Source organism: Microcystis sp. Msp_OC_L_20101000_S702 (genome assembly GCF_007095705.1).
Classification (GTDB): Bacteria; Cyanobacteriota; Cyanobacteriia; order Cyanobacteriales; family Microcystaceae; genus Microcystis; species Microcystis ichthyoblabe_A.
In genome coordinates, this window is record NZ_SFBO01000210.1 from 24,462 (window position 1) to 38,041 (window position 13,580).

General features: G+C 43.8%; 13 protein-coding genes. 7 read left to right on the forward strand and 6 right to left on the reverse strand.

The window, feature by feature from the left end; all coding sequences use genetic code 11:
• Positions 1 to 4: 4 nt before the first annotated feature.
• From EWV60_RS21570 to EWV60_RS21580, 3 genes are all read right to left on the reverse strand, one after another.
• Positions 5 to 172: a hypothetical protein gene (locus EWV60_RS21570; RefSeq protein ID WP_180995436.1), complete on the reverse strand. Its 168-nt coding sequence runs from the start codon at positions 170 to 172 to the stop codon at positions 5 to 7.
• Between the two features lie 80 nt (positions 173 to 252).
• Positions 253 to 660: a restriction endonuclease gene (locus EWV60_RS21575; protein WP_185239847.1), complete on the reverse strand. Its 408-nt coding sequence runs from the start codon at positions 658 to 660 to the stop codon at positions 253 to 255.
• Between the two features lie 102 nt (positions 661 to 762).
• Complete coding sequence (locus EWV60_RS21580; RefSeq protein WP_016514887.1) at positions 763 to 1,089, reverse strand: hypothetical protein; 327 nt, start codon at positions 1,087 to 1,089, stop codon at positions 763 to 765.
• A 267-nt stretch (positions 1,090 to 1,356) separates the two neighbouring features.
• Here EWV60_RS21580 and EWV60_RS21585 point away from each other — a divergent pair, with 267 nt between their 5' ends.
• The 6 genes from EWV60_RS21585 to EWV60_RS21610 all read left to right on the forward strand — a co-directional run bounded on the left by EWV60_RS21585 (position 1,357) and on the right by EWV60_RS21610 (position 7,178).
• Positions 1,357 to 2,058: a 16S rRNA (uracil(1498)-N(3))-methyltransferase gene (locus EWV60_RS21585; RefSeq protein WP_130756349.1), complete on the forward strand. Its 702-nt coding sequence runs from the start codon at positions 1,357 to 1,359 to the stop codon at positions 2,056 to 2,058.
• Between the two features lie 222 nt (positions 2,059 to 2,280).
• Entirely contained in the window at positions 2,281 to 2,910 is a 630-nt protein-coding gene (locus tag EWV60_RS21590; RefSeq protein WP_149107879.1) for a DUF6391 domain-containing protein, read from the forward strand.
• A 78-nt stretch (positions 2,911 to 2,988) separates the two neighbouring features.
• Positions 2,989 to 3,222 (forward strand): photosystem I reaction center subunit IV, encoded by a 234-nt coding sequence (locus EWV60_RS21595; RefSeq protein ID WP_002800416.1) that lies wholly within the window; start codon positions 2,989 to 2,991, stop codon positions 3,220 to 3,222.
• 384 nt (positions 3,223 to 3,606) lie between these two features.
• Positions 3,607 to 4,995 carry an aspartate aminotransferase family protein gene (locus tag EWV60_RS21600; protein WP_287234633.1) on the forward strand — a complete coding sequence of 463 codons (1,389 nt, stop codon included), beginning with the start codon at positions 3,607 to 3,609 and terminating at the stop codon, positions 4,993 to 4,995.
• A 5-nt stretch (positions 4,996 to 5,000) separates the two neighbouring features.
• A complete protein-coding gene (locus EWV60_RS21605; RefSeq protein WP_149107878.1) occupies positions 5,001 to 6,098 on the forward strand; it encodes a sulfotransferase family protein in 1,098 nt (365 codons plus the stop codon).
• Positions 6,099 to 6,182: 84 nt separating this feature from the next.
• Entirely contained in the window at positions 6,183 to 7,178 is a 996-nt protein-coding gene (locus EWV60_RS21610; protein ID WP_104397670.1) for a lysylphosphatidylglycerol synthase transmembrane domain-containing protein, read from the forward strand.
• Positions 7,179 to 7,199: 21 nt separating this feature from the next.
• On the opposite strand, the gene kaiC is transcribed toward EWV60_RS21610, so the two are convergent.
• From kaiC to EWV60_RS21625, 3 genes are all read right to left on the reverse strand, one after another.
• Complete coding sequence (kaiC, locus tag EWV60_RS21615) at positions 7,200 to 8,762, reverse strand: circadian clock protein KaiC (protein ID WP_002743493.1); 1,563 nt, start codon at positions 8,760 to 8,762, stop codon at positions 7,200 to 7,202.
• A 193-nt stretch (positions 8,763 to 8,955) separates the two neighbouring features.
• On the reverse strand, positions 8,956 to 9,270 hold the full coding sequence (gene kaiB / locus EWV60_RS21620) for a circadian clock protein KaiB (protein ID WP_002733742.1): 315 nt from the start codon (positions 9,268 to 9,270) through the stop codon (positions 8,956 to 8,958).
• Positions 9,271 to 9,326: 56 nt separating this feature from the next.
• Positions 9,327 to 10,256, reverse strand: a complete 930-nt coding sequence (locus EWV60_RS21625; RefSeq protein WP_103112530.1) for a circadian clock protein KaiA — start codon at positions 10,254 to 10,256, stop codon at positions 9,327 to 9,329.
• Between the two features lie 496 nt (positions 10,257 to 10,752).
• Between EWV60_RS21625 and EWV60_RS21630 the strand changes: the two genes are divergently transcribed.
• Positions 10,753 to 13,128: an ATP-binding response regulator gene (locus EWV60_RS21630; protein WP_287234639.1), complete on the forward strand. Its 2,376-nt coding sequence runs from the start codon at positions 10,753 to 10,755 to the stop codon at positions 13,126 to 13,128.
• The last annotated feature ends 452 nt before the right edge of the window (positions 13,129 to 13,580 follow it).

The window sequence follows — 13,580 nt, forward strand, 5'->3', positions numbered from 1 at the left end:
TTATTTATTGTGAGGAGTCGGTATATTTTTCGATAAGTTTGACAATTTTAGGTGATAGCTGCCGATTTTTTAGAGTAATTTTTTCTACTTCTAAAGCCATGGCTTCCTTTAGCAGTTGGGGAGGTATCTCATATTTTTGTGCCAGTTCTTCAATTTTAGCAGTTATGTCCATGAATTTTTTGTGGGTTGGGGAGTGGGTATTGTCAAGTCTTAATTCCTATTGGCCAATAGATACCTTGATGAGGAGAAATTTTATAACAGATCTGAGTAGGTAAGACCATAGTAACTTAATTCTTGGACTAATCTGTTAATAACTGTAGCTTGATTGCTGGCTGCCCGGGCAAAATCAATAACTCTTTTGATCTCCGATGCAATTAATTTTACCTCACTATCGCTCCAAGGGTTAAGACATCGATTCAAGTTGCTTTTTTCTTGGCCACCAGCTGCCGGGATAATTTTGCTGCGACGTTGAATAAATTGACGAGGAGAAGCATCAGCATCGAGGATAATTCCTGGACTGACTTGTGTTATATCAACTCTCTCATCAAGACATTTTACTGTCACTAATGCGTCAGTATTTCCCGAAGACAACTGTGATAATAACACAACTCGATCGCTGTCTAAGGAACTAGAGCGAGCGATTCTTTTTCCCTGACGCACCAATCGGGTACCAATCTAAACAAGGTAGATAAATTTTTTTCAATGAGATTATGGTGATCCCTGTGATATTCTTCTAATAGGTCTAACTGTTGTAGTGGCAATTTAAATTCCTCCTCGATCTCGTTTTAAGTCATAAATCACTTTTTCATAACACCAGCTTTTACTACGTTGGGGATTTCTCAATCTAATACTTAAAAGTAATCGAGTCGCTAAAGCTTTATCTCCATTCACGAGGGTTAAAAGTTCTCTTTCTAAGTAGAAAAGTTGCTGCTGACTGATTGGCAAATTTTGACGATTATTTTTAGAAGTAGCTCTTTTCGGTTTAGTGGGGGATAAAGATAGGGTATCGACCAACCACCAGATAGCTACAGCTAACCCCAACAAAAGCACCCCAGTAAAAGAGTATAAAACGATGCCTAGTAAATTCATTAATCAATTCCCATGTTTGTTAATGATCAAGGTTTTGGCTCTTCTCGACTTTGTGTGATAATTTTTGCTTATGAAATCCTGAAGTTCTTATTGGGCAAGACTTTTAGGACTATTTTGCGGAAGAAACTATCAGTATAGACCTCGTTTCCACACAGAAACCAGAAGAGCCGGTTTTAGGCTAATCTACCCTATACAAAAACACCACAAAAGCTAAAATAGATAGCTGACAGTGATTCTGAACACAATAGCAATATATACTAAACCGCCTTGTATTACCGTCTTCTTCTTGATTTTAACACCCTAGAAAACGGGTTAATTGTCTTAACACCCGAACAAAGTCATTATCTTAAAAAAGTTGTTCGTTTAAAATCCCATGACCGTTTTATTGCCCTCAATGGACAAGGACAAGCGTGGTTAGCGGAAATAATTGATAATTCTGCCCATCTTTTAGAAGCGATAAACGAAACTAGCGAACTACCAGTACAAGTGAATTTAATGGTAGCAATTCCCAAAAATGGCTTTGATGATATTGTTCGCGCTGCCACCGAATTAGGAGTTTATCGGATTATCCCGCTGCTGACAGAACGCGGTTTAGTTAATCCTAGTCCTCAAAAAATTGACCGTTGGCGAAAAATTGCCCGGGAAGCTGTAGAACAATCAGAAAGACAGATTATTCCCATAATCGAAGAACCACAGCCATTTTTAGCCATCCTTAAGCGGGGAGCTAACCCACAGACAACTTGTTATATTGGTGTTACGCGTAGAACAGTGGCCCCGCTACTTTCTCAATTACAAACATCAACCGAGATAACCATGGCCATCGGACCGGAAGGGGGATGGACGGAGGCAGAAATAGAACAAGCAATCGCCGCTGATTTTCTACCTGTATCACTGGGAAAACGCATTTTGAGAACAATTACCGCTCCCTTAGTGGCTCTCGCTATCATTAACGCCTATTTAGACAGCTAATTGACTACAGTTTTTATGACCAAGACTAGCAATCGAGATAACTGAAATCCTTTCGCTTCTTACCGAAAGCAAGAACTAGCAGCAGTTCCCCGGTGGTCAGATTTTCCCTTTTTTGTCGAAACCACCCTGGTCAATTCCCATTAAAGACACCGACTGGGATACCGCCTTGCAACCCGATAGCACCCTCATATTCCTCGAAAAAACTCGCCCTAGCGCAACTTTATGACCTCTAGTAGCCCTTCTAACCCCTCTTTTGACTGGTTTAACCCCTCGCCCCAGCAAGACAGCGATTTACTGGCACAAATCGGCTTTATCCCCGGTGTCAAAGAATTTCTCACCCTGCGACAGGTTCACGCTTTGGAACACGCCACCGTCTGGGTATTAAGCGAAATGGCTGCCCGTCGTCAATCGCCTTTTGACCATTCCCCCGCAGATAACGAGGCCCTGGGGGGACTGTCCACCGATAGGGGTTTTTATCTCTACGGACAGATTAATACAAATGAACTGCAAATTGCGGCCAAACAGGCGCTCCGTCGTCTCAAAAATGGCGAGGGGCAATTGGCATTACATCCGCGTTGTGGCACCAATTTATCGGTAACTTTAGCCTTAACCGCCGGCTTAGTCTTAGGAACTCATCTTATCTTCCCCAGAGGTCTGATTTCTCAGTTATTAGGCTTAGGTTTAGCCACTGCCACCGCTTTTCAAATCGGGCCAGATGTGGGAATGTCGGCCCAAAAATACCTGACTACGGCTATTCCCTTTAACTTAACAATCGTTAACATTGCACCAAAGGCAGACCTATGGGGACGTTCGGGGCATTTCGTGGCAGTGGAGTGGCAAGATTTGCAATAAAACTTAAAGTAAAAACCCTTTCGGCAAACTCGCTCTGATTGTAACCTGTTAACTAAACCCTAAAAAAAAACAACAGCTATGCCTGGAATCGAACGCGGAGCCGAAGTTAGAGTCAAACGGAAAGAGTCTTACTGGTACAACGATGTAGGAACCGTAGCCAGTGTTGACAAAAGTGGTATCCTCTATCCCGTTATCGTCCGTTTTAACACTGTTAACTACCACGGTTTTAGTGGTAGCGCCGGTGGACTGAATACCAATAACTTCGCTGAAAGTGAATTGGAACTCGTTAAGGCTGCCCCCGCTAAGAAATAAAGCTGACTAAAATTCAGCCTATCATCACCGACTGACTGACAGGAATTCTCTCTTGTTGGTCGGTTTTTTTATAGCTATCAGTAATCAGTTATCAGTAATCAGTTATCAGTGAACAGTAAACAGTTTACTGATATTACATTTTGGGCGCATCGCTTGCGCCCCAACCATATAAAAACTGACTAATAAATTATCTAAAAGTCGCTTTAACCTTTAGCCAACAAGAGTGAATTAGTTTAATTGTCCTAGATAAGTTCTTAAATACTTGACAAAATACATTCAATAATTTATAATATTAGATAACCAAAAATCATGATAATGTGCTATCAACATAATCGGGTTTGAGGTGTTTAAAAATTAGTTTTTCAGTCATCAAATCTGGAATTTATGAGCATTTTAGAACTGATAGAAAAAAGACTAGAAGAGAACTTTGCCCTCCACGAACAATACCTAAACCCCCAGATGGTTAGGGTACTAAAAACGATCGGCTATGATCGCCACTACGTTAAAGCTGAAGGTCCGTACCTATTCGACAATCAGGGGGAAAAGTATCTGGACTTACTGAGTGGTTTTGGTGTTTTCGCTCTCGGACGCAATCACCCCAAGATCGTGCAAACTTTACAAGAAGTATTGACGGCAGCATTGCCCAATTTAGTCCAATTGGATGCTTCTATCCTAGCGGGATTGCTGGCGGAACGGTTAGCAGCGATCGCCCCTCCCGGATTAGAACGAGTTTTCTTTGCTAATTCCGGCACAGAAACCGTCGAGGCTGCCATTAAATTCAGCCGCTACGCCACCGGACGCAGCCAAATTGTTTACTGTCAGGGAGGCTACCACGGGTTAACCATGGGTTCCCTTTCCGCCACCGGCGATCCCCATTATCGCCAGGGATTTGGACCATTTGTCGCCGATTTTAAGGAAATTCCCTTCGGCGATCTGACCGCACTCGAAAAAGCTCTAATTAACCAAGACGTAGCGGCTTTTATTACCGAACCGATCCAAGGTCACGGGGTGAGAATTCCCGAACCGAACTATCTCCCGGCGGCGGCTGCCCTTTGTCGTCGTTATGGCACTCTTTTTGTAGCCGATGAAGTGCAGACCGGTTTAGGCCGGACTGGCAAAATTTGGGCAGTGGAACATTGGGGGGTAGAACCGGACATTTTATGTGTTGCCAAGGCTCTTTCGGGTGGTTTTGTGCCAGTGGGAGCGGTTCTCTGTCGTCGCTGGATCTTTGATAAAGTATTCGATCGCATGGATCGTTCTGTGGTTCACGGTAGCACTTTTGGTAAAAATAATCTGGCCATGGCCGCCGGTATTGCCACTTTACAGGTGATTGAGGAGGAAAAATTAGTCGAGCGATCGGCTGCAATCGGTCAACAAATTATCGCAGAACTGCAGCCCCTCGTAGATCAGTACGAATGTTTGCAGGAAGTGCGGGGATTGGGTATGATGATCGCCTTGGAATTTGCCGAGCCGAGCAGTTGGTCACTAAAAGCCGCCTGGAAAATGCTAGAAACCGCCAATAAAGGGCTATTTTCCCAGTTAATCGTCGTTCCCCTCTTTACCCGTCATCAAATCCTCTCCCAGGTTTCCGGCCACGGCATGAATATCATCAAGTTTATCCCCCCCCTCACCCTCTCCGATGAGGATTGCCGTTGGCTTGTCACCGCCGTTAAAGATGTGGTCGCTGATGCACATCGCTTCCCAGGGGCCGCTTGGGAATTCGGCAAAACCTTGGCCAGTCAAGCTATCCGCCAAAAAACCGCCAAAAAATAGTTAATATGTCCAGTTTGTTTCATCCCCTCTGCGGTAGTAATCTTAGTACCCTATTACGTTTATTTTTGACTAATGGCGGCATCGATCGCCCCAATTTGGCCCCAGCAACCCTGGCGCTGACAGTTACCCTAGCGCGACTGCCTTTTTCTACCCTAGAACGAATTTTAATGACAGGGTTTTATGAGCGCCGCGTGCAGGTAAAAGCACCCATTTTTATTGTCGGCTATTGGCGCAGCGGCACGACCCATCTGCACAATTTACTCGGTCAATCGGAGCATTTTGGCTATATTTCGCCCCTAGCGGTGGGATTACCCTGGGATATCCTCGGTATCGTCCGCTTATTTCAACCGCTGCTAGAATTGGCCCTACCGAGCGATCGCCATGTGGATAACGTTGCCGTTACTCCCAATTCACCCCAAGAAGACTCGATCGCCCTGGCCAGCATGATCCCCCTTTCCTACTACCATGGTTTATACTTTCCCCAACGTTTTCAGTACCATTTCGAGCGAGGGGTTTTTTTTCAAGGCTGCAGCGAGAAAGAAATCGCCAATTGGCAACGTTGGCATACTCATCTATTAAAAAAAGTTTCCATCCACCAAAAAGGCAAACAATTACTACTCAAAAACCCCGTTTATACGGCACACATCGCCAGATTGCGAGCTATCTGGCCCGATGCTAAATTTATTCATATCTACCGCAATCCCTATCTAGTTTTTCCCTCAACCCGCCACTTTTTCACCCGCATCCTACCGGAACTAGCACTGCAACCCTACGATAATTTATCTATTGATGTCATCGAGCAAGCGATTCTGAAAAGTTATCCCCCAATGCTTAATTCTCTCCTGGGAGATAGTGCCGATTTACCCGCCGATAGTTTTGTAGAAATTCGTTTTGAAGATTTAGAAAAAGACCCCCTAGCACAAATCGAGAAAATTTACGATCAACTGCAACTTCCCGACTTAAAAATATCTATGCCTCGCTTTGAGAAATATATCGCCAGTCTGCAAGGATATAAAAAAAATAATTATCCCCCAGAACCAAAAGCGATCGAGTTAGTCGAATCCCATTGGCTGCCATTTATTCAACGTTGGAATTATTTTTAGTTATCAGCTTTTTCAGTTATCAGTTATCAGTTATCAGTCATAATTCATAACTCATAACTCATAACTCATAACTCATAATTTAATATGAAATATCTTAAATTTATCTTTCTGGGTTTAGGTTTTGTTTTACTAGGGGTAATTTTGCGCCAAACAAATCTGCAAGAAGTTTGGCAACAAATCACCCTAGTCGGTTGGTGGGGAATGACATTAGTGATTATTTTTTATTTCCTAGAATTTCTCACCGATGTTTTTACTTGGCAACTAACTTTTAAAAGTATGCCTATCCAACCTAGATGGACAATTCGCCTATTATTAATTTACATGGTAGGGGCAGCCTTTAATCGCGTGACTCCCTTCGCTTCGTTGGGAGGAGAAGGTTTTAAAGCAGTGATGTTAAAAACTCACTATCAGATTAGCTACAAAGAAACCAGCGCCTCGATTATTTTGACCAAGACGTTAAATACTGCTTCCCTTGTCTTCTTTGCAATTATCGGTTTTTTTCTGCTCCTAGCTTCCCCAAAATTTTCTAATTCTTTTAAAACTTTTACCGGATTAAGTCTTGCTATATTCTCCAGTTGTATTCTGATATTTTTCTTGATTCAGCGATTCCGTTTATCCTCCAGAATAGTTAATCGATTAGGTCATTCTTTTTTAGGCGATCGCCTAGCCAAACCTTTAGAAAATCTTCGCAGTGTCGATGATCGTTTAGGAGAATTTTACCGGAATCTGCCCCTATTTAGAAATGGCTTGATCGTCGGTTTTCTCAATTGGCCCCTCGGAGTTTTAGAAATTTATGTTTTAATGCAATTTCTCCAACATCCGATCAGTTTTGCCGATGCTTGGTTATTTGATTCTGTTGCCCAATTGGTACGCGCTGGAACCTTTTTTATTCCCGCTAATATCGGTACTTTAGAAGGTTCTTTAGTGCTGCTGGGTGCTTCCTTAACCGGTAGTCTAGAATTAGGTTTAGCGATTTCTGTAATTCGCCGGGTTAAAGATATTCTCTGGATTATATTAGGTTTATTGATTTGGTGGTTATTTTCCCTAAGACCGACTTTACCCGATCGCTCTTCAAAATAATCTCCATCAGTCAACTCCCGATTATTCATCCTGTAATTTTTCGCGTACATTGCGAACAATCCGCGATAATTCAGTCTTTTCATCGACGCTAATTTTAGTCGGAGAACCACTAATAATCCGCTCGTAATTGCGGAAAGAATCCTTGATATCCGCCCCATCCTGACTGATAGTATATTCACGAATGCCTTTATCGTGCCAAGAACCGCGCATCTTAAAGACGTTAATCGCTCGCGACATTTCGCCACGAATTTCCACATACTGCAACATTAAAATCGTGTCGGTAATCGTAGAAATATGGGATTCAGTGATCGAGTGCGCTCCCATAAATTGGTCGGTGGTATTGGTGAAAAATCCCGTAATTTCCTCCTGTTTGGCGTATCCTGTCACCCCGATCACAAATTGCCGAAAAGCATTATTTGTCACCCCGCGAGCGAGCGCCGATAGAGAATCGATGGCAATGCGGGAGGGTTTAAATTCCGAGATTTCCGACTTAATCATCTGTAAATGGTCTTCTAATCCCGCCGATTCGGGGTAAGAACACAATAATTTTAATAATCCCTTGCGTTCCATCTCCTCAAAATCGATCCCCCAAGAAGAAGCATTTCGGGACAATTGGGCGCGAGATTCTTCATAAGCGAACAAAATCGCCCGCTCACCGCGCCTACAGCCTTCTTCCAGAAATTTACTGACTAAGAGAGTTTTACCCGTACCTGTTGCTCCTGTGGCCAAAATAATCGAATCCTTGAAAAAACCGCCTCCACACATATCATCAAGGGTTTTTACTCCCGAAGAAATGCGGACATTAGAAGAGCGCTGAGTTAAACGCATCGCACCGAGGGGGAAGATATTAATGCCATCATTGGTGATAGTAAAGGGATATTCCCCCTTCATGTGGGTTGTTCCCCGTAATTTGAGGATTTCTGCGGTTCTGCGTCGCCTTTCTCCCTCTAGCACGTTCCGCATAATTACCACATTATCAGAGACAAATTCCTCCACACCAAAACGGGCCACCGCTCCGTATTCTTCGATACGTTCCGTGGTCATAATTGAAGTCACTTCTAATAATTTTAACCGGGCCACGAGCCGAAAAATTTCTCGCCGCACCACTGATGCCGCTTCGTACTGCTGAAAAACGGCAGTTACAGAGTCAATTGATACCAGTTTGGCTTTATATTTGGTAATTGCGTATTGAATGCGCTCGATTAGGGCCGAAAGATCAAAACTACCCACCACCTCTTGACCTTCCGGATCCGGGGAAGCATCGAGAATAAATAATTTACCCTGGTCAATTAATTCTTCTAAATCCCAACCAAAACTATAGGCATTTTGGATAATATCGGTGGGAGATTCTTCAAAAGTAACAAACAGGCCCGGATAGTCAAAATACTTGATCCCATGATAGAGAAATTGCACAGCAAGCAGGGTTTTTCCCGTGCCAGAAGTGCCACTAACTAAGGTAGTTCTCCCCATGGGTAAACCACCGTGAGTGATCTCATCAAAACCTTCAATTAGGGTTCTAATTTTGCGAACACCTTTCGGTTTAATCGGTGGATTCGATTGGCTATTAGAGTTAGATTGAGTCATTATTTATCCAGCGAGTATTTAAAGAGTAGGATTTTTATCTAATTTTTCCACAGAAACATATCAAGCCTGACTAAACACTTTACACTATCTCGATTTCCATTGACTCTTGACTTTCCCATAGAGGTACTAGATTAAGCCCCGATCATTTCTTCTTCAATCAATATAACCCGTCTAATCAACTATGGACAAAGACCTAGCTATCATTTTCTCGTTCACGAATTTCCTCGTATAGTAAGTCTAAACCGATCAGAACCTTCTCTCGATCAGACAAATCACCGATAATTTTCCGCACCGGGGGAGGGAGGACTTTCGCAAGGGTAGGAGTAGCGAGAATCTTATCTTCCTCCGCTAGTTGTGGGTTTTTCAGCACGTCAATCACCTTGAGCGCATACACTCCCTGAAATTCCTCTTCTAGGATATTTTTCAGGGTTTTTAAGGCACGCACGGAGTTGGGGGTGTTCCCGGCGACGTACAGTTTTAAAACATAGGTTTTTTTAAAGACGCTCATAGGTTAAGATCAAAGGGGCTGGGGATAGGAGTTTATTGTTATTTATTGGGGAGATTTTAGTCTATTCCCAATAATAAATCATAAGGGATATCCTCGCGAGGTATGGAACGACGATACATTTCCCCCAAGTGAGCAAGGATATCAATGAGAGCGAGACGATAATCTAGGAGAATTTCCTCACTTCTGCCTTCTAATTTTAACTGTTGGGAAAATTCGTCCATTAACTCCATGTGAATTTCCAGAATTTGCGACACTGAGAGATCGGTAAAAAAGACATTATTAACCAACTCATCGATCGCTTGATTAATCGGATAATCCTGTTGGAAGTAATTTAAAATAATCTCCCGATAATCTCTTCTTAATTCCCGCAGTAATTCTTTTTTTTCCTCCGGGGCAAGATTGCGATAGAATAGCTGCGGGTTGCGTTTGTAGTAAACACCTAAATAGCCGAGTCTTTCTTTTAATTTTTCTGCTAAACGGCGCTGTTGTAGGAGGAGAAAACTGTGATTATTTTCCACGGGATTCGGTTGGTTAACAATCGTAGTACGCTCGGAAAAAGAGCAATTAGGAGCTAAATGGAGAAATCGAGCGATCGCTTGGTCGATGACCGAGGTGATGCTGTCTAATTCCTTGACGGTGATTTGTAATTCGGCACTATGATAGAGACAGGTGGGAGAGTCATTCATCTCAGGAGCGATGTTCTTGTCAGCGACAATGATCACTACTGGCAGTAAAATCCCCCCTTCGTAGAGTTGATTAAAAGTCGGCTGTAGGGAAGGATGAAAGACCACCAGCAAACAATCGATTTTTTCCTTCTCTGCCTCGATATTAGCCAATAGTTCGCTAGAAGATGACCCCAGGGTTAGATTATACCGTTCATTAGCCAATAAAGCCGTCAAAGAATTAACCAGCCCTGGGGGTGAACTCACCCCCGTTAAGGGTGAGTCCGTTGGGACAAAAGCATAAATAGTCAGTCTCGGAGGCAACGTTTTCTCACCCGCAAGGTAGATAGAAATTGACAAACAATAGGTTAGGCTTTCTCTGTTGAGAAGACAACCCCCCGCCATCAGCTAAGGGAAGTTAAAGGTTAACTTTGCTTTTTGGCAGTAGGTATCGTAGTTAATTGTAATCAATGGAGCGGTTCTCTAGATGAGCGAGCGTCATAATCAAGGTAAATTCAAGTTCTAGGACGACTAATAGTTTGGCCATCAGTTTGTTAATTAGGGCTGGCTGAATAAATCTAAAAACCTTGTTGGATAAGACTTTTAGACCTTTTTGAAATCCAAAAGTGCCGGGGATGGGAGTGATCAGGGGGAAAATTCAGGGACTTTTGCCCTGAAAATTAGGTAATTGACCACCTGAAAATCGGTAAAACCCTATACCCTACACCCTACACCCTACACCCTGCCCCCACCGAAAAACTTTTTGCCGCAAACCCTAATTATGCCCTAAAGCTACCGCCACCGCCCCCTAATTATCCCCATGCCTAGCGTTACCCTCAGTCTCCATCACTTTAATCAATCCGTCACTGCCTGTGAATTAATTATTGACAGGGCCAGTCTTTGCGATTTAATTAACACGGGCAATCCAGAAGCGATCGTGGTGGTGGATGAGAGGTATTGTCCCCTAGGACTGATTGAGAGTCAAGCCCTGATTGCTTACCTCCTCTATCAACAACAGCACCCCGAAACCAGAAACCCCTCCTGCAACCGTCTCGATCTAAGCGGTTGGCTGCGTCCAATTATCCCTCTTAACTCGCGCATGGCCGTGAGTGAGTTTCTAGCCACCCTGACGGCAGAAGCGATCGCAAAAGCCCCTATTTTAGTCGATGCTCAGGGGAAACTGTTAGGACGCTTAGACACGGGCAAACTTCTCCAATTTTGTCTCGGGCGTTCGATTCTCGATGATCCCCCCCCGCAGCTCCGCATCAGCGATCGCATTACCCCCCCCCGCAGCGATCATCCTCTGGAATTTCTGGAACAATTACCGCTGCCGGTGCTGCTCTACAGTCCAGAAGCAGGGATTTTATACCAAAATCAGGCTTGGTGTCAACAAATCGGGGCAGCTTTCCCCGCTAATATTGATAAATCTCCCTTTGCTTTGGTTAATGACCCCCTAACCCTCCCATCCCCCACTCCCCCCCTGTTTCCCCAGCGTCTAGAAACAGTGACATCGGGTTTAACCAAGACTTGGCGCCTGTTGTCCGTGCCGTTAAATTTAACGGATAATTATCCTTTGATCGAGAAAGCTTCAGAACTGTGGTTACTGTTAGCCACCGATATCACCGAACAACAGCAATATTGTCAGGAATTAGCGGTTAAAAATGCCGATCTAGTCCATTTAAATCGTCTTAAGGATGAATTTCTCGCCTGTGTTAGCCATGAGTTTAAATCGCCCCTCACCGCCGTTATCGGTCTCTCCAGTCTGCTCCGGGAACAAAAAATCGGTGAACTTAACCCCCGACAGTCCAAATATGCCGATTTAATCTATCGCAGCGGTCGCCAGTTGATGGCTCTGGTCAATGATCTCCTCGATTTAACCCGCCTAGAGACAGGACAACTACAATTAACTTTATCTAGAGTCAAAATCGATCGCCTCTGTCAACGGGTGTACGATATCATCGTCGATAAGTATCCCCAACGTCTTGATCTCCCCAGCAGCTATCGTCTTGACATCGAATCGGGGTTAGATTATGTCCTGGCCGATGAAACCCGTTTACAACAGATGTTAGTGCATTTGTTAGATAATGCGGTAAAATTTACCGTTGATGGCGGTAATTTGGGCATTAAAGTCAATCGTTGGGAAAATTGGCTGGCTTTTACCGTCTGGGACACGGGGATCGGTATTCCAGAAGAATCCCAGCATCTGATTTTTCAGAAATTCCAACAGCTAGAAAGTCCTTTCACCCGTCAATTTGAGGGCGCAGGTTTAGGTTTAGTCCTCAGCCAAAAATTAGCACGCTGTCACGGTGGCGATCTATCCTTTGTCTCCAGGGCCCAGGAAGGTAGTGAATTTACTTTACTACTGCCGGTTCATCCCCAAGGTGCCGAGCAGGAGTCCGCTACTCCCCAGCGTCTGGTGTTGGTGGTGGAAGCTAATCCCCAAGTGATCGAACAGTTTGTCGATCGCTTGAGTGAATTGGGATTAAAAGCTATTATCGCTCGTAGCGGCACTGAGGCGATCGAAAAAGCCCGGCAGTTAAAACCCCGTTGTGTTTTTCTCAATCCCAATCTACCCCTCTTGTCCGGTTGGGATGTGTTAACGCTGCTGAAATCCCATCCCCAAACCAAAGATATAAAAGTTATTGTCACCGCCGCCGATTCCGAGCGCAACCGCAGTCAACAGCAAGGGGCCGATAGTTTTCTGGTTCCACCAATCACCTCGGCTGCCCTGCAAGCTTGCCTAAATCTGACCGGTTCTCCCGTTACTAGCCGAAAACGGCGCACTGCTCCGACTCTGCTGCGTTTACACGGTCATTATGCCCCCAATTTCTCCGATTTATCTTCCTTTAGCTGGATTTGGAATAATCAATTAGTTCGGGAAAATTATCGTTTTATCGAGGCCGATAGTTGCGAACAGGCGGAACTTTTAGCTACTGTCTGGGAGGTGGACGCTATCTTAATTGATAGTTCGATCGCGGAAGATTTATACTCTTATCTGCAAACCTTGAGCGAGTCGGAAACCCTCGCTAATTTACCCCTAGTCACCCTTGATGTGGCTGTCACCGAGGTAGCCAATCAAATCCCCGGTTTAGCCGTTTTTCCCTGTTTGGCCCCCCCAACGGAAAACCGCATCGAACAGCTATTAAAGGTAATCGAGACTGCTGATCTGGCTTTTTCTCGCCACAAAGAACAGTAAAGGCAAGTCAGGCAAGTCTTGGGAATACAAGCAATGTCGATGCTCTAGCCCGATTTTCCCCAGAAGTTGTCGCTAAAGCGTAACTACAAACCTTAACTCAACCTAGAGATTATTAACTCAATTTTCTCAAAAAAATCGACCAGCCGTTAGGTGAGAAAAAGAGAAGAACCGAGAACATTAACGCACCCTACAAATTAAGATGGTGCGTTACGGCGCGATCATAATTTAATTATTAACAAATTTCCTTTAAATACGGGCAAACACGCACCATAAAAGCTTGATTTAAGAGAAGTAGAATCCTTTATTTAGTCAATAAGTTAACATATAATTGAGTTAAGTAGCTGGTTATAATTAAATTAAAAATGGATTTTAGGTTCGATCCCCCCTGCCCCCCTTGATAAGCTATCCATTAGTCACATCTTTCTTAACATAAAATTTGACAAAAAGAGAAA